The following is a 23,240-nucleotide window of genomic DNA, read 5'->3' as shown; positions in this document are numbered from 1 at the left end:
TCCAGAAAACAACAAGATAGGTATACCCCTCTGTAAAAAGTGTTACTTCAAACTAACATTTTTAGTGTTAGTAAAAGTGTTACTTTGGAGTGTTAGTTTGAGGGACAGGGTATACCTACATATCATTTTATTGGGAAGCTCATGAATAGCATTCGCCTAAAAACTGTGAACACGTTTTAAACATTCTGCTTTGTTTGCAAAAGGTGGCAATTGCCAGCGCTGCTTCTCAAGGGGAAAGTCAGCATAACGCATTAACATCTCATGCATAGGAGCCGTAGCTTTACCAGCCGTCTCACCTACCCAGCTTGCAAGCTCCCTTACAAAATCATTCCACTTTTTACCACACTGATAAACTTGTGCATACCACTTACCATGACCTTGAGAATATTTCACCACACCGATGCAATTACCACGGCGATAAACCTGAAAACGCAAGTTATGTGAGAGTACAAACATAGTGCTGGATTCTAGAGTTTTTGTGAGGGCATTAATATAACCTGTAATTGATTACATCGGTAGTCCTTGCAGTTTGATTTTCATTTACACGCCAAACTTGGGAAGTCTTAAGACAGTCATCCCCCACAAAACTTATCAGCAATGACTCGTGATTGCGATCGCTCCAAAGCTCAATACAATAAAATATTTTTCTAATACCTTAAGGTATTAGAAAAACTTTTTGGGGTAGACACTGTAAAATTAGGTCTACAACTTATGGGCGGCATCGACTATTTAACCGTTCGCAAAGCACAGCAGTACAGGGTATACCTCTGTTGAAAGTGTTACCCTGTACTAACATTCCAGGTAACACTAAAAGTGTTAGTTAGAGTGTTAGTGTGGAGTGTTAGTTTGAGAGGATGGGTATACCTCACACCACTTAATCACGGATTCCCAAAAGTCCTTACTCCCACCGCGAACGCTTAAGTCACGATGGCAAGCTTTGTTGAAAGGGTGAACGTGTAGAGTTATGTAATCTCTGATGTCTTTTGGCTTGTGGTATAGAGCAATTTCATCTAATGAGAAGAAAGGGTAACACCTATCTCGAAATACCCGAAGTGCTTTGTTTCTCAGTGCGAGATTTTTACCGCAAACAGTTTTTGTATTGCTTGTTGCAACTTCGGTGGAATCATTTACCAATTGGTTCTCATCTCGCTCTTGACTTGATGCCAGTGAATAGGAAGTGTTGTCACAATATATCGTTGCATAATCGTATGCAGCAGGGAGTCCACTTGTGTTGCTGGTTTCCAGGATGCTGTTAGTTTTGACGGATGACAGTGCTATCATGATATTGATTACTAAACATTTTTGTTTTGGTTTCCCTCTGGCAGTTACCAGCTACCAAAGGGAATGTTGAATTAACAGACTAGACAAAATCAATCATTTCCAATACCTACTAGGACTACGGTTCCTTGGTAGGTATTTTTAATAGAGTGCCTAATTCACTATTCTCAAATAAACCTCTGACCATGAACTGAACGCTGGCAATAGCTCTAGATTTTGTAGGGTAAATCATCTGTGATAAATCCCCTTCATAACAAAGTCCGTCACAACTAATACGACAGTAGCAATAACAACGCCATTTCCCATTAGGGGCGGGAATCACATACGCTTTTATTCGGTCACAATCGTTGACCCAACGGCGGAATGGAACAATATTGCTAGTTGTATTTTTGGTATTCATCTGTTTAACTATTCCTCTTGTTTGTTTTCTTGGTTATCAGAATTGGTGGAACTGATGTTAATGCCTAGTGCATTAATTCGCTCTCTTAGGAGTAGAACAAGTTGCCTCGCTCTTTCATACCTTGGGCTTGTAGATTTCTCATCACACACTTGTTCCCACTTGCTAATCTCCTCATCCAATTCCATTAAAAATTGGTGGATGTCTTCAATCTTTTCTGCAAGTGCTTTAGGTATGCGCTTACGTACTGTAGGAGTATCAAACTTCTTTTTTCTGCCACCCCCAGGATTACGTTTACCTGTCTTCGGAATACCTCTAGGCATAAGCTATTGTTTCCCTCAGCTAACTTTACTAATCGACATCAACAGCGCTATGGAATCGATAAATCTCTGAATCCCTTGCTGTCTCTGCCTTTTCTTATTTATAGCCATTAAATAAGAGAGTGTCAACTTATTTTGGGACAGAAATAAGAAAATAGGCTGAAATGTATACTGTGACGGATAAAATTCTTTTCTTGCAGATGTTTGCAATGTATTGGGTATTGCAAACAGTAGAGATGCACTAGATAGATTAGATGACGATGAAAAAGGGATGTCGGTAATAACGACATCAGGTCAAAGTAGGGAAATGGCAACTATTAACGAGCCTGGTTTATACTCTCTCGTTCTCACTGAATAAAATACCTTCTAATGTTTCCGCCTTGTTCCGTGCCAGACATCATACCGAGTAACTTAAAACCTTCCACAGACAACCTTGTATCTTGCTTTGGTCTACCTCCAGTACTTTTCCCTGATGAGGTGGAAAAGTCCAAACCATGTTCAAGGTGACCTTTGATAGCTTCTAAGCATTTATCCTTTCTGGAGTACCCCAACCACTGCTATGTGACTTCAAGATTGATTGTGGGGAAAACTAATTTAGGTAAATAATCAAGTTACAACAAGGTGCAAAGATGACCGCTACTCCAGACCTAACACTTGCTCAAATTCATGCTAAATGCACAAGCACAGAAGTCGCTACTTACATTGCTTCTATGGCTGTATTACCAATCAACGTTACTGTATGTGAGTTCTTGGCTATCTTTTTGCAAGCGTGTGCCGTAGCACAAATTACCGCAAATAACGACAATACCAGCGCTGAGAAAGGAGAGAGATTAAACGCTTATCCGCTACCAGTGACAGGAACCGTTGAAACTGATACCACTCTCAATCTTCAGTCCTTTGCTTCCACATACAAGTTAAACGTCGTAACGGCTGTAAACGGAAATGCCATAGTGCCTGATTATATTTAATTCAGTAAACAGGCTGCCCTATGCTTAAATGTCATCTTTTGCAGTACTCTTGCTTTACTACAAGAGATGAAAGCATATTCTGAATAGTCGATAATTGTTTATTTGGAAGCATAGGGTATACCTTCCCAGGAAGTGCTACCTACAAGTAACACTTAAACTAACATTAAAAGTGTTAGGTAAAAGTAGCACTCTGGAAACAGGGTATTATGTCAATTATTTGAGCATTGTTTGAACACTAATACTGTGTGCCAAAAGTTACCCAACAATAGCATTTTGTACACAAAAACAATAGTTTGAGCATTGAGTGAGCATTGTTTGGGTAAACAAGCCTGAAAGTACTGATAATACAGGTATATCAACTATCCCGCATGCAAAAGTGCTGCTTTTTGATAGCTTTGTAGTAGTTCCTGTACTTGATTTTCCATCAACGCCACCAAGGGCGAAACTACTAAAGTTAATCCTGTTTGTAGGAGTGCGGGGAGTTGAAAACAAATCGACTTTCCGCCACCTGTGGGCATAATAATCAGCGCATCTTTTTGTGCCAATAAACTGCTGACAATTTCTCCCTGTGGCGGACGGAAATCTTCATAACCCCAGATTTTTTTAAAAGCAGCAAGAACTTCTTGCCAAGATTTTGTTGTAGGCTGATTCATAATCAATAGTAGATGCACCAATATTCTTAAACACTGAATATAGCCTCTACTATCCAGCTAATGGTTCAGTAATTTCATCATCTTAGTTTGCAAAGTACTGACTGTAATAATGAATTAAAATGAATTATTATGCATCAACATATTAAATAAAAAATTCAGCCAAATGAACGAAGAATTAAAACACAAGTTTTACATCAGCACTGATAAATCTAAATTAGATACTCAAATGATTCATGATTTTTTCCAAACTTCCTATTGGGCTAAAAATATCCCGTTAGCTACTTTTGAAAAGTCAATACAAAACTCTTTATGCTTTGAAATTTATGAAGATAATCAACAAGTTGGCTTTGCCAGAGTCATCACTGACTATGCAACTTCTGCATTATTAAAAGATGTTTTTATTCTGGAGTCTTATCGAGGATAGGGTTTAGGAAAATGGTTTGTAGAATATATTTTGGAATATCCAGAACTGCAAGACGTGCAAAGGTGGTTGTTAGGTACAAAAGATGCTCATGGACTTTATCGCCGTTATGGTTTTAAAAATTTGGCAGAGCCGGAAAAAATCATGATGCGTTTAAATCCTAATACTGATCAAGCATAAGTAAGAGGATATTTTAAAAGTATTAAACGAGTAGAAGTCGCTACTACACAAACATACGTGCTTTGCTGCTTACCGCAGGGTAGTCCATGCAGTTGGACTACCACAAAATCAAAGTTTTGCTAACCTGCGGAGACAGGTTTTGTCTTTATAGCCGCAACTTCTAGTCGCCAAAGCTACTGATTTTGGGAATGGAAGGGACAACCACCTGCCGTTAATTTCTGAAGAAAGACACTATTATCAAAATAATGCTCTAAAGACTCAATCTTCAAATCATCAGTCACACGAGCAATACTAATTCCTACGATTTCTATGGTTTCACCTGTGGGTGCATAGTCTTTATAAGAACCATTAAATGTTCCCCAATGTCGCCACTTAAAGGTTACATTAGGTGGCCCCGAAAGGATTTCTGTTAATTCCCAAAGAAAGCCATTAGGAAAAGCATTGTGAAAAACTTGGAATGACGATTCAAAGGTTTCTGTTTCAGAGCTATACTGCTCACTTTGACCCAAAAACAGGTTATAAGTACCTTCAGTTGCGACATCCTGAGCAGTGAATTGTTGTCCCCCATTGGTACTCATTTTAAACTTATCAGTAACAATCGAAAGCCACTGTTCAGGATTAGATTTATTAGAAGCTTCCATCTCAAAATTTCGGACTAAGTTTTGAGCGATCGCTTCTAAAGAACCTTCAGGATGCTGAAATTTACTCTCTTGATGAAGAAATTCATTGGTGTATGAATAATCCGGGCGTTTTCCTTCTCGCCACTGTACTTCTTCATCATGAGCAATGACTATATCTCTATCTTGTACCCAGAGTGGCAATTCTGTTGTTTTCTCGCTACTCATACAAGCTAACTGACTATAAACATCGTTTCTCAGAATAAAATTTTATGGATATAAGTAAATCGAAAAATCTAAAAAAGTAAACAATATTCATAATCAACTCAATAAACTTGACTTTTTGCACAAATACGAATACGAGTAACACGGATGCTTCTTGAGCTAAAAACTTATCCTATCGCAATACTGCTCGGTTAAGAAGATTCGTAGGTTGGGTGTCGTTCCTCAACCCAACCTACCCTGGAGTGCTTTTTTAGGTAGTCCATGCAGTTGGACTGACACAAAATCTAAAGTTTTGCTAACCTGCTTTTGTCTGTATAGCCGCGACTTATAGTCGCTAGGGCTGCTTCTAAATCCTGAAATTTACTCTCTTGATGAAGAAATTCATAGGTATATGAATAATTAGGTAGTTTTCCTTATTTTTTATTTAAAATTGACATTACGATTCTCCAATATCTCAGTTATGTTAATTAACAAATATTAATCTAAAGTCACTCCTTCCCCACAGTTTTGTAAACTAATGCCAGCAGTTCTTTCTTGAGATATTTGCAAGCCATTTTCATCTAAATAGCGGACTTTGAACTTAATACGTATCCCCTCGCCAGAATGAAGTCCAAATATACGAGTTAAAAAAGAATCTCCTATAGCATCAACACCACCACGAGGACTAATCGTACAACAATCAGGATTATCTTTAATATATTCATCAAAACTTTTATACTTGATAAATTCGTGATATTGCATCTTACCTGCAATTTTAATACGTAATTGTTCTGCATTATTTAGAGAATCAAAAGCTAATTTAAGCTTATCTTTCTCGCTGAGATAACGCATCTTAGCAAAGCAAAATCCTGAATAATTTAAGCTAAAGTATATGCTTAAAATGGTTAACGGGAATCCAATTACAAGTAAAATAGCTAAAAAATAAGTGCGGTTCATTATTGAATCTATGATAATTTAGATATTTCTTCAATCAAAACATCTTGCAGTCAAATCCAATTTCTATTTAAAAAAAATTGTATTAGTGGAAATTTGCCCCTATAGGCACAAAGTTATAATCTGATTATTGTTAGATTTTGCATTATTAATCTCCGATACATTTGAGTTGTTTAATAGGTATAGTATTTCCCGCTTTAGTTAATAAAAAGCTAGGGATACATAGCTATAGTCCCCTAAAAAGATATGTACTTAATGTGATTAAGTATCTTTATTAAACCAAATGGATACTGGACGACCACAGTTCCGTAAAGTATTTCCAAAACGTACTTCTTGTACTCTCTCATTACCGTTTTCATCTAAATAACGTACTTTGAAGTTAATTACTGTCAAATCGCGAAAACCAAGTCCAGATATACGATCTAAAAATGAAGACTCTGGAATAAATGAAGCCTGTGCAATCTTGTATGGTTCACCGTAATTGATAGAACAGCAGTCTGGATTTTCTTTGATATATTCATCAAAACTTGCATACTTGATATGTTGGTAAGATTTTACTGTTCCACCTCCATATACAAATAATTTATCCTCCCTATTGTTATAATCAAAAGCCATTCGTAACTTTTCTTCATCACTTAAATAACGCATCTTTGCAAAACAGAAACCTGAATAATTTAAGCTATAGAAGATGCTTAACAAACTTAATGGTATTCCGATGACAATGAAAATAGCTAAAAGAAGGATACGGTCTATCATTGTATTTCCGGGATTGAATTTACATAGGTCTAAGTCAAAACCATTCTCAGACCAAATCTAATTGCATTACATTCCCTTCAGAAAAACCGAGGCTGGAGTAAACGGGTTTACCTGATGGCGAAGCGTTAAGAACTACTCGCGTGCAACCAATTGCTTTTAAATATTCAATTGCTCTATTAGTTAGAGATTTGGCAATTCCTTGTCCGCGGTAAGATTGTTCAACATAAACGCCCCAAATATATCCAAATTTGCGGTATTCATCTTTGAAAACATTCGGGTATAAACCTGCAAACAGTTGACAACTTACAGAACCCACAACTGTATTATCAACCTCTGCAACAAAAGCCTTGTAAAACAAATCTCGACGCGCCTCTTCTATGAATTTGAGGGTAATATTCTGGCACTCCAGAAGGATATCACTCTCATCAATACCAATATCTAGCCACATTTGATAAAAGTGTTGTGCAATCAGTAAGTCTTCTTTGCTAGTGGCTTCTCTGATAGTTATATGTTTTTCTGTCAGCATAATTTCCAACGATTTTTGGAACTCATAAATAACTCCTCCCCAAAGTTGGGGAGGAGTTTGTTAGCATCAGCTAAAAACTGGCAGTTTCACAGATTCCGATCTCAGACTTTCTGTGCTGTTACTTCCTCTGGCTTTTCTTGAGTCTGCAAAGATGCATACAACCTATTCAGCGCATTTACATAAGCTTGCGCGGATGCCACGATGATATCTGTGTTCGCTGCATGACCAGAAAACACTTTAGATTCATAACGTAGACGAATCGTCACTTCGCCAATGGCATCAATACCGGCTGTTACTGACTGCACAGAAAATTCAATCAACTCGTTGGGTACATTCACCACCCGGTTGATGGCTTTATAAACTGCATCCACTGGCCCAGTACCGATCGCAGCATCGGTTAATTCTTCACCTTCTGGGGTACGCAGGGTAACTGTAGCAGTAGGGCGGGCGTTGCTACCACAGGAAACTTGCACCAATTCTACTCGGAACAAATCGGGTGCTTGTTGGATTTCATCGTTAACGATCGCTTCCAAATCCCAATCAGAAATATCTTTCTTTTTATCTGCTACTTCTTTGAATCTAACGAAGGCTTTATTTAACTCGGTATCTGACAGTTCAAAGCCCAATTCTTTCAACCGAGTGCGGAAAGCATTTCTACCTGAATGTTTGCCCAAAACTATCTGATTGTCTGTTAAGCCAATCAATTGGGCATCCATAATTTCGTAGGTTAGCTTGTTCTTTAACACCCCATCTTGGTGAATTCCCGACTCATGGGCAAAGGCATTCGCCCCAACAATTGCTTTATTTGGTTGTACTAACATTCCCGTCAAATTAGAAACTAAGCGTGAGGTTTTGTAAATTTGTCGGGTGTCAATATTTGTCAGAGATTCTTGAGAATCTTCTGGTCTGCCGAGATAAGGGTTAAAATATTGTCGCCGCACATGCAACGCCATTACCAATTCTTCTAGTGATGCATTGCCGGCTCGTTCGCCAATGCCATTGATTGTACATTCTAGTTGCCGTGCGCCGTTTTTGACGGCTTCTAAGAAGTTAGCAACTGCCAAGCCTAAATCATTGTGCCCGTGAACGGAAACAATCGCTTGGTCGATGTTGGGGACATTTTCGATAATCCCCTTAATCATGGCTCCAAATTCGCTAGGAGTTGTGTAACCTACAGTATCGGGAATGTTAACTGTTGTTGCACCTGCTGCGATCGCTCGCTCTAATACTTGGTACAGAAATTCTGGATCGGTACGAGCCGCATCCATTGGTGAAAATTCGATATCTGTCATGAAGGACTTGGCATAGGCTACCATTTCTTCTGCGATCGCTAACACCTCTGCCCTTGACTTCCGTAACTGATACTCTAAATGAATATCAGAAGTCGAAATAAATGTGTGAATTCTGGCATTAACTGCTGGTTTTAATGCTTCCGCAGCCGCTTCAATATCTGCTTTAATGGCTCTTGCCAAACTACAAACTACCGGGCCATTTTCTATCCCAACAACTTGAGCAATCTTCTTGACTGCTTCAAAATCTCCGGGACTGGCAAAAGCAAAGCCGGCTTCAATTACATCTACACCCAGACGCGCTAATTGCTTGGCAATAACTAGCTTTTCGTCTATATTTAAAGTCGCTCCTGGACACTGCTCTCCATCTCGCAATGTTGTATCAAAAATGATGATTCGATCTGTTTTGTTTGTCATTTGCCGTTTGTTGTTTAGTGTTTATGTGTAGCTCAATATATCTTCAACCTTAGTTTTTCTTTTACTCTTACCTTTGTAAATAATTGCTAAGGCTACTAACCTTCGGTTTTTTCTATTTGATCTCTGATATCATTTAAATCTATATATCTATCAGTAGCGTTGCGTAACTCTCTAGCGATCATTCCTTCAGTTGATACTACCGTAATATGTGTATTTTTTGAGCGTAATAGTTCGATTGCTCTTTCAAAATCCCCATCACCACTGAATAATACTACTCGGTCATACTGGTCAACTGTATTAAACATATCTACAACAATTTCAATATCTAAATTCGCTTTTTGTGAGTAGCGACCGGAAGTATCATCATAATATTCTTTAAGAATTTTAGTTCTGACTGTATATCCTAGACTAATTAGAGCATCTCTAAAACCTCGCTGATCTTGCGGGTCTTTTAAGCCAGTGTACCAGAAGGCATTAATTAATGTTGTTTCTGATTGCTCATGTTTGAAGTATTCTAAGACTCGCCGTGGGTCAAAAAACCAGCCATTTTTTTGTTGAGCATAGAACATATTGTTTCCGTCTACAAAAATAGACAGACGATTCATTGGAGAACCCATACAAATTTACACCTAATAATATATATGAATTTAGATGGAACAATAGATTATAGCAATTTTCAAATGCCTTGTTTGCTAATATCTATAAAGTAGCTCTTTATCTATAGCTTTTATCCTACCTCTTTCAAGGCATAAAAACGGATGCAACATTGGAGTTGAGATCCTGGGTGCTAACCGTATTCACCTCCGACACTACAAGAGCCACCCGATGATCAAAATCTACCAATAAAATTGACCCAGTAACAGCATTCATCGCTGCATAACACTAAAGTTTACTCCTAAAGAGGTATAGCATAGGCTTAAGGTAGGATATAAGTTAATGCCCATCTTTAGGTAAAGCTTTCAGTCTCAGGATACGCTTTGTGGGGAGTACCAATATTGCGCCAAAGACAGAAGACAGGATTGGGACAGCTTTGGGTAAAGCACCCAGTTAGAAGCGTACTTGTTGGTTAGGTTAGGGTGAAATCTCACCACAACCAAATGCACAGGCAGAGGATATCCGGCTCTGATCTGTGAGACAATCACTAGTTGTAACTCATTCAACAAAAAAAGAATAATTTAAGTGGTGTTTGAGTAGAAATCTCTTGGGGACTAGCTCTGCCAATAGAAGTTTGTTGGTGAATAGAAGATACTTTACAAATGTATAAGATTATCATTTAAGTCTTATTTCAATGTGCTTACACTAAAACGTGGTCTGAATAAATAAAAGTGTTGGACTTAAATCAATTAGTAACACGACATGGCAGAAGAACCTACATCTACCTTAACTAAAAACTATGTCTCTGCTGCAAATAGACTGTCAAGTAAACCGACAAAAGTAACTTCGACTGCATCGGTTCGCCAGTCCAGGTGGATGGTTCGCTTAGGTCATCTCCTCGCTGGCGCTTGGGTAATCGGGGCAGCAGTTGTGAGTGCTTCTGGTTGGGAAGTGGTTCAATTGCTGGATAATCAGGTGTTTTCTGGCTTTATGCAAGTGCGTGGGCCGATAGTGCCTCCAGAAGATATCGTAATTTTAGCAATAGACGATCAGTCAATATCAGTTCCCGAACAGTACTATAAAACAGATCCAAAACAGTATGCCTACCTAGAAACACTGAAATCTTTTCCTTATCAGCGTGCTGCTTATGGCCAGGTAATCACAAAATTAATCAAAGCCGGTGCCCGCTCTGTAGCTATAGATGTTGTTTTTGACACAACAAGCAGTTATGGAGCTAATGACGATCGCCAACTTCAGGCAGCATTGCAAAAATATGGCCGCAAAGTTACCTTAGCAGCCATCTATGAAAATTCTGAAACGCACCAAGGGTCTTTTACGCAACTTACAGACCCACAACAAATGTTTCGCACAGGGCCAGTGTCTATTGGCTCAGTTAATTTTCCTTTAGAAGTTGATGGAAAAGTTCATCGATTAGCGAGTGAGTTTCCCAAGTTATTAGGTGAAGATAATTTATTTACCAAGAAGCGGCTATCCTTTGGTGAAGCAGCGCTGAGGGCAGCACAAGTAAATTATCCCCGACCAAAGGGCGATCGCATTTATTTTTGGGGGTCTGCGGGTACATTTGAGCAAATACCCTTTTGGCACGTATTCGACCCGGAAAACTGGAACACCTATTTGCAGCAGGGAAAGTTCTTCAAAGATAAGATTGTGCTGATTGGTGCAACAGATAAGTTAAACAATGATTATCATCCAGTCGCCGTTAGCAGTAGCACTCAACCCATGTCGGGCGTGGAAATTCACGCCAATGCGATCGCAACTTTGATGACAGGTAAAGCGATCGCTCAAGGAATTAAAAATCTACCATTGCGGGGTTTGTTTGTGCTAATTCTAGTTGGCAGTACAGCCTTGATGATTAAAAGTCGCAAGCGTAGTATCAATAGATTTCTCTATAGCCTCGCCCTGTCTAGCACTTGGGTCGTAATTAGTTATGGGTTCTTTGTCTATGGTCAGTTAATTTTTCCCACTACAGTACCAGCGATCGCGATCGCGATGACCGGACTTTGTTACCTGGGAACCTCAGTAATGAGAGAAAGCATTAGAAAACGCCAATTAGTAGATATTTTTCAAAAGTATAAAACTTCCCCCGTTGTCCAAGAGATTATCAGCCAACAATATGACTTACAATACCTAATCCAACAAAGGGATTTAGCCCTATCAGGAAAAATACTGGCTGGACGCTACAAAATTGTTAAAGTCCTCGGTTCCGGTGGATTCAGCGAAACCTACATTGCCGAAGATATTCAACGTCCTAGTAATCCGCGATGTGTTGTCAAACAACTCAAACCAGCCAACACTAAACCAGAAGGGTTACAACTTGCTAGGCGTTTATTTAACTCAGAGGCACAAACACTCGAAAGATTGGGAACACACGAACAAATCCCTCAACTTTTGGCATATTTTGAAGAAGATGAAGAATTTTATCTAGTGCAAGAACAGATAATTGGTCATCCTCTAAGTCAGGAACTGATCGCAGGTAGAGCAATTAATGAAATTGCAGCGATCAAAATTGTCAGGGACTTATTGCAAACATTAACATTTGTCCATGAAAACTACGTGATTCATCGGGATATTAAACCCAGCAATATCATCCGGCGACACTCAGACGGAAAACTGATATTGATTGACTTTGGCGCCGTCAAAGAAGTTAGTATCAAACAGGTTGATGAGCAAGAGCAAACCCCTTTCACCATTGGCATTGGTACTCAGGGTTACGCACCAAGCGAACAATGTTTTGGGCGTCCACACTACAGTAGTGATATCTATGCAGTTGGCATGGTTGGGATTAAAGCCTTGACTGGTATCGCACCCCGTGATCTAGAAAGAGATGCTGACGGGGAAATCAAATGGAGCGATGCCTACGGCGGTAAGCTACGCACCCAGGTCAGTCAATCCCTAGCTAAGATTTTCAGTAAAATGGTAGTGGATGACTTCAAACAGCGATATCAGTCTGCATCAGAGGCTCTTAAGGATCTTGAAGCTTTTGAAGCTTTTGACGATTTGAGAAGCACTCAAAGCAGATACCATATCCCAGAAGATGACTCATCAATGAATACTTTAGCCGAATTAGATCCTCCCACAAAATCTCCCTCAGAAACTTCTTGAAAAGGACGCGGGGATAGGAGTAAGCGGAGAAAATATTTTAAATTTCTCCGCATCTTCTTGAATCAATCCTGCACACGATTTTAATGTAACGACAGAAATTCTTCTCCTGCTGTGGGATGAATGCCTATGGTTTCATCAAAGTCTTCTTTAGTAATGCCTTTGCGAATTGCCACGCCGAGACTTTGAATGATATCTGCTGCGTGTTCACCCACCATGTGGGCACCCAAAACTTGCCCAGAATCAGCATTTACTACTAACTTCATAGTAGTTGACTGACTTTGTTCGATTAGCCGAGACAACAGTGGTTGAAATTGGGTGTAGTAGCATTCTACAGATTCACCAAATTTTTCCCGTGCCTCCGCCTCTGTCATCCCAACACTAGCCACTTCTGGACGACAAAAAACAGCAGAGGGTACATAATCATAATTTAGTTTTTGCGGCTTGTTACCAAAAACTGTATCGGCAAAAGCAATACCTTCTGCCTTAGCCACTGGAGAAAATTGCACGCGGCTGGTGCAGTCACCCACAGCAAAAATATTTTTTTGGCTGGTGCGGCTATATTCATCTACTTTAATGGCACCATCTTCGCCAAGTTCAACACGGGCATTTTCCAAACCAAGATTTTTGGTATTTGGAGCGTAACCTGTGGCAACTAAGATGGTATCTGCTGTAATTATTTCCCGTTTCTTACCAGTAATAGTTAACAACAAACTCTCATCTGAGTATTTGATTTCTTGAACGGTGCGGTTGCTAAATAATTTAATTCCGCGTTGACTCAAACCCTGTTGTACCGCAGAGCGAATATCATCATCAAACCCCGATAAAATCATCTCGTCTTTTTCAATTACCGTCACCTGGCAACCAAAAGCGTGCATCATGCTGGAAAATTCTACGCCAATGTAGCCGCCGCCAATAATTGCTAAACGTTTCGGCAAATAAGGTAGCTGAAACATCTCGCGGGATGTGATGGCATATTCTATACCAGGGATTTTGGGCTTGAGGGGTTGCCCTCCCACAGCAATTAAAATTTTATCTGCTGTAACTTTGCGTCCATCAACATTGATCGTATGGGCATCGATGAAAGTGGCATGGTGAGAAATTAATTCAATCCCAGCTTTGTGCAATTGCTGAAAATATGATTGATTAATGGTGTCAATATGCTGATGTACTGACTTAATAAATAATGTCCAGTCAAAGTATGTTTGACAGTCACTCCACCCATAACTGTGCGCTATTTTATTTTGCAGGGCGAAGTCAGCGGCGTAAACAATCAGTTTTTTCGGAACGCAACCGCGATTTACACAAGTCCCACCGAGGGATTCTTGTTCGGCAATAGCGACACGTACACCGTAACTAGCTGCTTTTTTAGCTGCTGCCAATCCCCCAGGCCCAGCACCAATGACAAACAAATCGTAATCAAATGTCATAAAAATCTGTTCCTTTTTCACTTTTTGGAAAGCAGAGCTATTTCATCCCTTATAGTTATTCAGACAAAACTTAATCTACTGTCTTTGGGTGGACAAATTGAGATCAAACCATCCTGATATGTAGCAGATTGCTGCTTTCCTAGCAATTAGATTCAAAAGGAACAGCGATCGCTCCATTATTGCTAAGTTATATTACATTATGTTGCTAAACAAGCATATTGTACATCTTACAAGAGATATAAGTGCGATCGCTTCGGGTGGGCGTGCGATCGCTGGCGGTGAAGTGCAGCCCATTGTAGAGACGGCGATTTATCGCGTCTCTCTAACCGGAAATGCGTTGTTTGCAGACAATTATGGGCAATCAAGTAAAGTTTGCATCTCCTGTGCATCCCTTGTCATTCCCAATTGCTCAAAACCATTAAAAGCCTGAGTTGATAATTGGCAGGCTTTCTGGGCACTTCCCCACTTTTTCTCCCAACGGGCTAGAGAACGTTGATAACGAGCCAGACGCCGTTTATTATTGCTGCTTTCGGCGACAGTTAAGCCTTTAATTAATAGCTTTTGAGCTTCATCGCGATCGCCTTGTTCGATGGCAATATCAGCAAGCCAATTTTGAGCAGAATTAATCACCCGATGCCAATTGATTTTTTCTGCGCTTTTCATCACATCTTGAAATAGTTTCTTTGTTGAAAAATATTCACCTTCTGAATAAAAGATTTCAGCCCGATGATAAAGAACGGGAATAAAATAGCGGATGTGCTGTCGCTCCTCTAGATTCGCATCAATCACCAATTTTTCTTCTACCATTAGCCAGTGGCGTGCATCTGTATAATTATTTTGTCTGATTCGCAGTCTAGCCATACTTTCGGCTAAGTCAGCCTGAACGTATGAATCTGCATGGTCGCGTAAAACCCACGCCCGCTGCAATATTTCGTCTGCTTGCGTGAGACTTTGGGGTGAACACTCCCGAATTAGCAGCCAGGTTTTGCGGATCATGAATTTTACTAAAGATGACCATTCACCACGTCGTTCTGATTGTTCTATCAACCATTCCAACCAATCGAGGCGCTCGTTCCAATAAGCATAGAGATTGGCGTAGTGGTTCAAGAGCAACCACAAATCCCTAACTTCTGCATAATGGTCTTGGTTTTTACACCAATAAAGTACTGCCCGTAAATTTCCTTCCTCTTCCTTTAACCTGTCGTAATGTATCCAGTTCTCCCAATCTTCTCCGCCGTATCTGTAAGCAAAATTTAGATACCATTTCACCCACCGTTTCCGTACTTCTTTCTCAAAATCTGGGTAAGCAGCTAATTGTGCTAAGGCATACTCACGAGTCAGAGACAGCATCTCGTATCGTTTAGTTTCTGAGTTCAGATTCACTAATGAGAGTTGCTGCAAACGTACCAGGCCATTATTGACAGAATCAGGAGCAGATGTTAGTCCAGCTACTTCAGCCACAGCGGCTTGGATGGGAGAGTCAGGAAAAATCGCCAATGACATTAGTAACTTGTGGGGTGGCTGTCCCTCGATATTTTGCACTGATTTCTCAAAGCAAAAACGAGCCACATCGCCTGTAGCAGAGGCTAACTGCTTCAATACGAAGTTCAAAGAGTAGCCACTAGAAACTTGACCGAGTGCGTAGACAATAGCGAGAGGGATTCCTCCAGTGCGATCATAGAGCAAGCTAGAGTCTTCATCTTGGATAGTTATACCTTTTTCTTCGGCTTGTTGCTGAATCAACTGCAAACCATCATTCAGGGGCAAGTTTCGCAGACTGATTGGCAGCAAGGCAATTCGTTCGCGGGTAGTAATTACTACTTTGACGCAAATGGGTAAATTGTATAGGAATTCTATAACCTCATCCCTGTCCTCTATAGTGTCCATATTGTCCACAATCAGAAGCGTTCGCTGTTTAGAAAGACATTGGCGTACACGCTCAAATTGGTCATTGGGAGGAGATTGAATAATTGTAGAGTCGTTTAAAGCATTAGCAATCACCCGAAAAATTTCGCGCAGGTTACGCTGTCCTTGCTGCCGTTGCAAAATCATATCGGGAATCAGTTCTTGTTGTTTGGCTGAAGTGAAAATAATCGCATCAAATTTAGGTGCATCAGAACTGTTTTCGTTGCTAGCTTCTAAACATACGTAAGCAGCTGCTAATACCAGCGCTGTTTTCCCTACGCCACCAATGCCATGCACTGTAATCATGTGAGCGCCATGCATCGGCAAAAGCCGTTCCAGTAGCTTTTTCATATCTGCCTCGCGCCCAATAAATTCTGTGTAGGTTGGTGATGGCAGATTGTGGGGGACAGCAACACCTCTGCGATATCCATGTCTCTCTAGAATGCAAATAAGGTTGCTTGACCTCACGCTGTTGTCTGGTTCTCCTGTCAAAGTTTCAATATCTCGATAGATATTGCTCAATACCACTCTTACACCAGCGTTATCTCTATACAAGTCCTGACTGATCTTTGTCAAGCTATACCCGCACAGCAACCCAAGTAACAGGTCTTTCTTAGTATTTTGTCTGTATCGCTTTTGAATTCTAGACTCCAAGTCAGTCAATAAACGATCTATATCCCAGTCCTGTAAAACCTTTTGATACCAGGTTTCAGACAGATTCCCACCCTCTGACTCATCTGACATAAATATCGCCCTATTAGTTTTTGATTAAATGTTGTATTACGAACATTTTAACGGACAAAATTTTCAGATATTGTATCAATTTATTTAACTTACAAAGCATTAACACGTTGTTAACTTTGCAACGGGCTATTAATAGCAAATATTCGTATATTAGTATCTAAATTGATTTTTTTCTTTGGTAGGTAGGGAGTTACTCCAGATAATGCCTGCTTCTAATCTCTAAAACTTCTCAAAACTGTTTACTCAACAAAACTATGAAAAATACAACACTCAAGTTCTTAAGTATCTTATTTGGGCTAAAACAATCTCGGCGTTATTTCCCAGAAGAAAAACAAGTCTGTGTATTCAATAAACGTCCCATACTGTACCGAGATTTTTCGCCAACCTCTGCACAGGAATCGATTAATGAACTGCAAGAGCGACTGCAAGCTCAGGGTTTTCTCTCAACTCTTAGTGGTAAATTTGACCTAGAGACAGAAGAAGCTGTAATAAAATTTCAGAAAACCAATAATCTTCAGGTAGATGGAGTAGTAGGGCCATTAAGTTGGGCTTGCCTTTTATACCCAAGGCTTTACCGCAATCAGAAAAGTATGTCGCCGAAATTACAGGATGCTATAAAGGAACTGCAAACTATCCTTAATGAAGAAGGATTTTTCAAAAAAGAACCTGATGGATATTTTAGTCGGGAAACTGAAAGAGGTGTTAAACGTTTTCAAAGAACTTATGGACTGAAAGATGATGGCGTAGTTGGGGCTGCGACTTGGGCTGTATTAATGGGAATGCGACAAAAAATAGATAACAAAAGCTTTCTCCAGTTAGTTTATTTTCTCTCGCCCCAATCCTGGTTTTTTTGTGAGCAGCTTTTAATGATCTCTTTCATTCTACTGGGTATTTATTGTAGCCCCATACCAGTAGCAGATGAACTGAAATGGAATATAGCCTTAGCAACTGCCTATGGACTCACCTGTATAGTGCCTTTTCTTTTGGAGTGTTTACCACTGAAGCCCTCGAAGCACTCAAGTTTACCGCTTTTAGAATATGCTCCTTATGTGTTAACTGGTATCTTTTGGAAACCAATTATCGGTTTTGTGGGGACATTGTTTAATTAACATTGAGTGGGTGAATAGATGATGAGCGATCGTTGTGCTTCTAAAAATAGCGATCGCACATCGAAAAAACCCTACTCTTACCCATAGCTGAAATAGAAAAACGACCATTCAAAAATTAAATCGCCTTCTTCTTTGCGCTCTTGCGTAACGAAAAAATCAAACAAAGGCGGGTGCGGGGATTGAACCCGCTAATCCCCACAATGGTGGAGACGTAACCGATAACCCTAAATTCTCCGTCCCCGAAAGGCAAGTTGCGAACAAGGATAACCCACCATGAAGTATGAAGGATAAAGTGTTTCATCCTTTATCCTTCAGCAATATCTATAATTCACCCGCAGCTAGCATCTGGATGATCCGAGGTGTACCTGGGTCGAATCCTGCCAAATCCCAAGAGAGCGAATCTTCAGGATCTACCAAGGTAATTTGGTAAGGTGTCAAGGTGACATAAACCGCCTTGACGTTGGGATTTACCTTTTTGCGGTACTCCTTCAGCGCTTGACTTGGATGCTTATACCCAGCCCAGCTTTCCGAGTCAGTCCAAAAGCAGACTACATCCGCCTTGAACTTATTCTTAATCATCCAGTCGTAAGCTACAGATGCATCCGTTCCACCAAAGTTTTGGTTGCTAGCTTTGCGAACCGCAGAACTAAAACTATCTTTGGCGGTGATACCCAATTCCCGGAATTCGGTAGCAAAGCCGCGAATCATGTAGTTTTTCTCTGCTTTTGCTGTCACCAGTGCCATTATGGTGGCAATTTCACAGCAAGTCAGTCCCATATCTGCAACCATGCTACCCATAGAACCAGAAACGTCCACGGCGTGCATGAACACTTTACCTGTGGGTTGGACAACATCAAAAGACAGTTCAACCGCCTTTTCTAATATGTCTACAATCCGAGGAACTGGATTCCAAGTTTTCTTACTACGTCCTAATGTCCCACCAGATTCATAAGTTTTGAGTGCTTTCAAAACATCAATCGGATGGATGCGACCTTTACGCAGATGTTCTCTGCGATTAAGAACTGCTTCCACTTGAAGCAAATTAGCGTTTTCATCAGCTCGTAACACACCCAGTTCAGTTAAAGAACCCAGGTTACGTAACATTGCACCTATTGGCATTTCCTGAAATAGCAGCTGCCAAGCAAGCTTGTCCATTTTGCCCACAGGTGCAGCCATTTCGTGGGTTAAGCGTCCTTGGGAAATAGCTTCATGGGTTTGGGTGGGATTCCGCTTCAGCCACTCATACCACCAAATCTGCGTCAACGCCTCTGAAGGGATGTCTGCTGGCAATTCTTCCCAGCCTCTAACTACCCACTCAAATAGTTGACGGTGATTTTCTGTAGGCGGTTTGACATGGAACAACCGCAATGCATCTCGGTGGGAGAAGCCTTGACGCTGTTGATATTTCAACAGTTGATAAGCCAAGCCTTTGACATCTTCCCTTGAGAGCCAAGTTTTACCAGCTTCCCGCACTACTTTGCCAAATCCCCGCAGAGATTTGGTGTAGTTCAGCCATTCGTAGAAGTGGCTACCAGTACGGACAACTTGCGGGAAGATTTCACCAAACGCCTGTTTTGCTTCTGGTGTTTCACCCATTGATAGCAACACTAAAGCTAATATAGGCGCACTGTTGTTGATGGCGCGTCCATCGCTAGCATAGAGAATTTCTTCCGCTACACGACCAGGATTTTCGGCAACAGCTTGTCTGACAACTGTCACAAAATCTTCAGTTAATTCCTGTTTACCAGCGTAGTAAGTGCTTTTTGCTGTGCCAACTAAAAGACAACGGCGCAGCATTTTCCAAATGCCAGCATCAAACATAAAGCCACCGGAACGTCCCGGAATCATCTCTGCTTCTCGTCCGGGGATAGGTTGATTTTGGGGTGTAGTTGTTTTCTTTTTAGTGAAAAAATTGTAATTCATCGCTTCATCTCCCGGCCCTTGCGGGCAAAAATGAAAGGTGGCAAAGCAGGATTTGAACCTGCGACATCCGGCTTAAGAGGCGATAACCCTAATTCGTCGGCCTTTTCAGGCAAGGTGTGAACAAGGATGTTTTTCGGTGCTCTACCAACTGAGCTATCTGCCACATGAAAATTTTAGATTTTGGATTTTAAATTTAATCCAAAATTATTTGGTGTAGCGGAGCGGGATTTGAACCCGCGACCTCTCGAACCCTAATCGATAACCCTAATTCGTCGGCCTTTGCAGGCAAGGGGTGAACAAGGATGTTTAGCGCTCTACCAAACTGAGCTACCCGCCACATGAAAATTAAAAATTAAAAATTAAAAATTCAGGACTAGATTTGGTGTAGTGGAGCGGGAATCGAACCCGCGACCTCCCGCTTGGCAGGCAATAACCCTCAATTCTTCGGCCTTTTCAGGCAAGGGGTGAATAAGGATGTTTAGGCGCTCTAACCACTGAGCTACCCACCACATATAAAGTTATGAGTTAAGAGTGAGGAGTTATGAGTTAAACATTTAAAATTCGTCACTCAGCACTCTATTTGCTGTAGCGAAGTAGGTTTTTTACCTACACCTCCAGAAGTTTAATCAAGGGTGTTTTTGTTATATGCGATAACCCTCGATACGTCGGCCCTTTCGGGCAAGGTGGGCGCTCTGCCATTTGAGCTATCCGCTACTGGTGAAAGCTAACTCCCTAGTGAAAGTTGACTTGTATTACTAATGTAGTATATGTAGTATTTGTTGTCAAGAGGGTGGCAAGCTAATTTATAGAGTTGTTGGTTGAGTTAAAAATACTTTCATTTTCTCTGCTAAAAAACTTTTGCGCGTAGTTTACCGCTGTAGGCATCGCAGACCAAAGCCTATAACACTTACTGAAAAAAGCTTTTGCCGGCAAATTTGCTGCAACTTTGCCAAAAGATACAAAAAAGTGTGCCAATTTTTGCCAATATAATAATAATATTATTTCCCAAAATTCACTTGGCAAAAATCGGCATGAGTGAGAAACCCATAGAAGATAACGGCAAGGCTTTTCTCGTTCTACTTTTGCCCATCTCGTTTTTGATTATTTTCCTGGTTGCCACATGGAGAATTTTACTGGCGCTAATTGTGCTGGTAATTGGCTTCAAGCTTTGGCAGGAATATCAATGGCAACAGTGGACTCATCGAGTTAACCCCATTTTTCATCAGTTAGTTCGCGAAAATCAAGGCAGACTTACGCCAATGGACTTGGCAATCAAGGGCAATTTTCCTGGAACAACGGCAAAACGCTACTTGGATGGTAAAGCCTCGGAATTTGGTGCCAGTATAGTCAACTCTGAAGAGGCGGGGCAGTCTTATTACTTTATAACTGCCAGTATTCTCGGCAATATTCTTGACAGTAGTGAGCCTGTTAAAGAGCTTCCGGCTCAAGCAGTTACTAAAACTGCGCGATCGCTCTTAGCACCACCGCCACCACCAACCCCACAGGAGGAAGAACCAGAAACCGAATCACTCCCACAGCCAACCCATGAGGAAGCGAAACGATCACTGGAAAAACAGTTAATTTTTGGCTCTCTGATTCAATCTGAACTTGCTAAACGGCTAAATGTCTATTCCAGTACAGTTTATAAACGGCGAAATGATCCAGAGTTTCCAGAATGGAGTCGCAGCAAAGACCCTGATGGTATTGCCTGGACATACTCGGAAAAAACTAAGGAGTTTTTCCCAGTGGAGGAAGAAGGGTAAAACAATTCGTAATTCGTAATTCGTAATTAGGATTTTGGAATATTTGTTTGTAAACCCACAGCTTCGTTGATGGAATTTAATCCGTTTTGTTCTAGCTTGGAAAGCAAACCTGCTAGAATCCGGCGTACCATCAGTGGCCCTTCGTAAATCCAGCCAGTATAAACCTGAATCAAACTAGCACCAGCAGTAATTTTTTCCCAAGCATCTTCAGCAGAAAAGATGCCACCAACGCCAATAATTGGGATTTGTCCTTGGGTTTGCTGCCAAATAAAACGAATTACCTCAGTGGAGCGATCGCGCAATGGTTCACCACTAATTCCGCCAGCTTCTTCCTGGGGTGATTTGCCAGTTTGGTCAATTACCTGAGTTTTTAGTCCATCACGGCTAATGGTGGTGTTAGTGGCAATAATTCCCGCCAGTTGGTAGGTTTTAGCAAGAGTTATAATGTCAGCGATCGCTTCCCATGATAAATCTGGCGCTATCTTGACAAAAATTGGTTTTTGTGAAGTATTTTCTTGTTGTAATAAATCTAAGATGGCACTGAGCATAGAAGCATCTTGGAGCGATCGCAACCCTGGTGTATTGGGAGAAGAGACATTAACAACAAAATAATCTCCCAAATCCTTGAGTAAGCGAAAACTATCGAGATAATCCTGTGCGGCTGCTTCTAGGGGAGTCACCTTAGATTTACCCAAATTTATCCCTATGGGTATTGACTGAGTTAACTCCTGTTTTTCCTGTGTCAAACGTGCCGCCATTGCTGCTGCACCAAGATTATTAAAACCCATCCGATTGAGAGCAGCTTTATCCAACGGTAGGCGAAACAAACGAGGACGTGGATTTCCTGGCTGTGCATGAAAAGTTACAGTTCCTAATTCCGCAAAGCCAAAACCCAGATTAGGCCAAATGCCAGCAGCGACTCCATCCTTATCGAAGCCAGCTGCTAACCCTACGGGATTTGGAAAGTTTAGCCCAAACAAATTTTGTTCTAGGCGGGAATCGTACAGACATAAAGATTTTCGTAAGCGTTGGTTTGCCCAACTAGCAGGGGTTTGCGATAGCCAGCTAAAAGTGCGAATCGTCTGCTGGTGTAACCATTCTGAATCGGTTTTTACCAGATTGAACAAAAGCGGACGAATAGCAAGTTGATAAATATCCATTTTAATCCTTAAACACTACGCGAATTCGGTAGACCGCCGCGCTTCCTCTTTAGCTTGTCGGAGTTCGTCTTTAGCTTCTTGGAGTCCCTCTTTAGCTTGTCGGAGTTCGTCTTTGACTTGCCGTGCTTCCTCTCTAACTTGTCGGAGTTCTTCTTTAGCTAGCCGCACTTCTTCAGCAATCTGCCGGATTACTTCCGCAGAATTTCTCATTTCTTCAGCAATCTGCCGCATTTCTTCGGCAGAATTTCTCATTTCTTCAGCAAACTGTCGCTGCTCCTCTTGTGAGAATCTGACATCTTCAGCAGACTCTCGCTCCTTCTCTTTTGAGAGCCTGGTATCTTCAGCAGACTCTCGCTTTTCCTCTGAGACTTGTCTTTGCTCCTCTAGAGCATCGGATGAAGTTTCGCCCATTTCCCTATCCCTAGCACTCCATAATCTAACTCCAACCAACTCGTTACTTAGAACTTTCAGCAAACACCCGTGGCAATATTACTCAGGGTGCTTTTCTGGGC

Annotated in this window: 21 protein-coding genes, 3 tRNA genes and 2 pseudogenes; 7 read left to right on the top strand and 19 right to left on the bottom strand. The window is 40.9% G+C overall.

The features are described from left to right. Positions 1-156 precede the first annotated feature (156 nt). The 4 genes from ABF638_RS05775 to ABF638_RS05760 all read right to left on the bottom strand — a co-directional run bounded on the left by ABF638_RS05775 (position 157) and on the right by ABF638_RS05760 (position 1,998). Positions 157-456 carry a hypothetical protein gene (locus ABF638_RS05775; protein WP_435021042.1) on the bottom strand — a complete coding sequence of 100 codons (300 nt, stop codon included), beginning with the start codon at positions 454-456 and terminating at the stop codon, positions 157-159. Positions 457-828: 372 nt separating this feature from the next. Then, the gene (locus ABF638_RS05770; RefSeq protein ID WP_435021040.1) at positions 829-1,281 is read right to left on the bottom strand and encodes a hypothetical protein; all 453 of its coding nucleotides are present in this window, start codon (positions 1,279-1,281) and stop codon (positions 829-831) included. A gap of 115 nt (positions 1,282-1,396) precedes the next feature. Next, a complete protein-coding gene (locus tag ABF638_RS05765; protein WP_435021038.1) occupies positions 1,397-1,678 on the bottom strand; it encodes a hypothetical protein in 282 nt (93 codons plus the stop codon). Positions 1,679-1,686: 8 nt separating this feature from the next. Continuing rightward, complete coding sequence (locus ABF638_RS05760; protein ID WP_435021036.1) at positions 1,687-1,998, bottom strand: hypothetical protein; 312 nt, start codon at positions 1,996-1,998, stop codon at positions 1,687-1,689. Between the two features lie 205 nt (positions 1,999-2,203). On the opposite strand from ABF638_RS05760, the pseudogene ABF638_RS05755 reads away from it, so the two are divergent. Next, a pseudogene (locus ABF638_RS05755) lies at positions 2,204-2,353 on the top strand (BRO family protein); the annotation flags it as partial. A 271-nt stretch (positions 2,354-2,624) separates the two neighbouring features. Beyond that, on the top strand, positions 2,625-2,963 hold the full coding sequence (locus tag ABF638_RS05750) for a hypothetical protein (RefSeq protein WP_435021034.1): 339 nt from the start codon (positions 2,625-2,627) through the stop codon (positions 2,961-2,963). Between the two features lie 365 nt (positions 2,964-3,328). Here the strand turns inward: ABF638_RS05750 and ABF638_RS05745 are convergent. Continuing rightward, a pseudogene (locus tag ABF638_RS05745) lies at positions 3,329-3,616 on the bottom strand (DEAD/DEAH box helicase); the annotation flags it as partial. A 163-nt stretch (positions 3,617-3,779) separates the two neighbouring features. On the opposite strand from ABF638_RS05745, the gene ABF638_RS05740 reads away from it, so the two are divergent. Both ABF638_RS05740 and ABF638_RS05735 read left to right on the top strand, forming a co-directional pair. Then, entirely contained in the window at positions 3,780-4,040 is a 261-nt protein-coding gene (locus ABF638_RS05740; protein WP_435021032.1) for a hypothetical protein, read from the top strand. 30 nt (positions 4,041-4,070) lie between these two features. After that, positions 4,071-4,217 (top strand): hypothetical protein, encoded by a 147-nt coding sequence (locus ABF638_RS05735; RefSeq protein WP_435021030.1) that lies wholly within the window; start codon positions 4,071-4,073, stop codon positions 4,215-4,217. A gap of 173 nt (positions 4,218-4,390) precedes the next feature. Here the strand turns inward: ABF638_RS05735 and ABF638_RS05730 are convergent, their stop codons facing one another. From ABF638_RS05730 to ABF638_RS05705, 6 genes are all read right to left on the bottom strand, one after another. Next, complete coding sequence (locus tag ABF638_RS05730) at positions 4,391-5,062, bottom strand: ester cyclase (RefSeq protein ID WP_435021028.1); 672 nt, start codon at positions 5,060-5,062, stop codon at positions 4,391-4,393. 474 nt (positions 5,063-5,536) lie between these two features. Beyond that, positions 5,537-5,995, bottom strand: coding sequence for a hypothetical protein (locus ABF638_RS05725; RefSeq protein ID WP_435021026.1), 459 nt, complete (start codon positions 5,993-5,995; stop codon positions 5,537-5,539). Positions 5,996-6,253: 258 nt separating this feature from the next. Next, complete coding sequence (locus ABF638_RS05720; RefSeq protein WP_435021024.1) at positions 6,254-6,748, bottom strand: hypothetical protein; 495 nt, start codon at positions 6,746-6,748, stop codon at positions 6,254-6,256. Positions 6,749-6,794: 46 nt separating this feature from the next. Continuing rightward, positions 6,795-7,274 (bottom strand): GNAT family N-acetyltransferase, encoded by a 480-nt coding sequence (locus ABF638_RS05715; protein ID WP_435021022.1) that lies wholly within the window; start codon positions 7,272-7,274, stop codon positions 6,795-6,797. A 101-nt stretch (positions 7,275-7,375) separates the two neighbouring features. Further along, positions 7,376-8,980 (bottom strand): 2-isopropylmalate synthase, encoded by a 1,605-nt coding sequence (locus ABF638_RS05710; protein WP_435021020.1) that lies wholly within the window; start codon positions 8,978-8,980, stop codon positions 7,376-7,378. A 95-nt stretch (positions 8,981-9,075) separates the two neighbouring features. Continuing rightward, positions 9,076-9,597 carry an NYN domain-containing protein gene (locus ABF638_RS05705; protein ID WP_041565194.1) on the bottom strand — a complete coding sequence of 174 codons (522 nt, stop codon included), beginning with the start codon at positions 9,595-9,597 and terminating at the stop codon, positions 9,076-9,078. A 739-nt stretch (positions 9,598-10,336) separates the two neighbouring features. Between ABF638_RS05705 and ABF638_RS05700 the strand changes: the two genes are divergently transcribed. After that, a complete protein-coding gene (locus ABF638_RS05700) occupies positions 10,337-12,697 on the top strand; it encodes a CHASE2 domain-containing protein (protein WP_435021017.1) in 2,361 nt (786 codons plus the stop codon). A gap of 80 nt (positions 12,698-12,777) precedes the next feature. On the opposite strand, the gene gorA is transcribed toward ABF638_RS05700, so the two are convergent. Both gorA and ABF638_RS05690 read right to left on the bottom strand, forming a co-directional pair. Further along, complete coding sequence (gorA, locus tag ABF638_RS05695) at positions 12,778-14,124, bottom strand: glutathione-disulfide reductase (RefSeq protein WP_435021015.1); 1,347 nt, start codon at positions 14,122-14,124, stop codon at positions 12,778-12,780. A gap of 351 nt (positions 14,125-14,475) precedes the next feature. Further along, entirely contained in the window at positions 14,476-16,773 is a 2,298-nt protein-coding gene (locus tag ABF638_RS05690; protein WP_435021013.1) for an NB-ARC domain-containing protein, read from the bottom strand. 254 nt (positions 16,774-17,027) lie between these two features. Between ABF638_RS05690 and ABF638_RS05685 the strand changes: the two genes are divergently transcribed. Next, positions 17,028-17,882, top strand: coding sequence for a peptidoglycan-binding domain-containing protein (locus ABF638_RS05685; RefSeq protein WP_435021011.1), 855 nt, complete (start codon positions 17,028-17,030; stop codon positions 17,880-17,882). 321 nt (positions 17,883-18,203) lie between these two features. On the opposite strand, the gene ABF638_RS05680 is transcribed toward ABF638_RS05685, so the two are convergent. From ABF638_RS05680 to ABF638_RS05665, 4 genes are all read right to left on the bottom strand, one after another. Continuing rightward, positions 18,204-19,805: a TROVE domain-containing protein gene (locus ABF638_RS05680; protein ID WP_435021009.1), complete on the bottom strand. Its 1,602-nt coding sequence runs from the start codon at positions 19,803-19,805 to the stop codon at positions 18,204-18,206. Positions 19,806-19,842: 37 nt separating this feature from the next. Beyond that, positions 19,843-19,968: transfer RNA gene (locus tag ABF638_RS05675), tRNA-OTHER, on the bottom strand. Between the two features lie 46 nt (positions 19,969-20,014). Continuing rightward, positions 20,015-20,143, bottom strand: a tRNA-OTHER gene (locus ABF638_RS05670). Between the two features lie 42 nt (positions 20,144-20,185). Next, positions 20,186-20,315: transfer RNA gene (locus ABF638_RS05665), tRNA-OTHER, on the bottom strand. 521 nt (positions 20,316-20,836) lie between these two features. On the opposite strand from ABF638_RS05665, the gene ABF638_RS05660 reads away from it, so the two are divergent. Then, positions 20,837-21,568 carry a hypothetical protein gene (locus tag ABF638_RS05660; protein ID WP_435021007.1) on the top strand — a complete coding sequence of 244 codons (732 nt, stop codon included), beginning with the start codon at positions 20,837-20,839 and terminating at the stop codon, positions 21,566-21,568. Between the two features lie 26 nt (positions 21,569-21,594). Here the strand turns inward: ABF638_RS05660 and ABF638_RS05655 are convergent, their stop codons facing one another. Together ABF638_RS05655 and ABF638_RS05650 are read right to left on the bottom strand one after the other, a co-directional pair. Further along, positions 21,595-22,728, bottom strand: coding sequence for a quinone-dependent dihydroorotate dehydrogenase (locus ABF638_RS05655; RefSeq protein ID WP_435021005.1), 1,134 nt, complete (start codon positions 22,726-22,728; stop codon positions 21,595-21,597). A gap of 15 nt (positions 22,729-22,743) precedes the next feature. Next, positions 22,744-23,139 (bottom strand): hypothetical protein, encoded by a 396-nt coding sequence (locus ABF638_RS05650; protein ID WP_435021003.1) that lies wholly within the window; start codon positions 23,137-23,139, stop codon positions 22,744-22,746. Positions 23,140-23,240: the final 101 nt, after the last annotated feature.

It is taken from the genome of Nostoc sp. CALU 1950, assembly GCF_051172895.1.
Classification (GTDB): domain Bacteria; phylum Cyanobacteriota; class Cyanobacteriia; order Cyanobacteriales; family Nostocaceae; genus Nostoc; species Nostoc edaphicum_A.
Note: the sequence above shows the minus strand (reverse complement) of the source record. Positions and strands in the feature narration are given on the sequence as shown.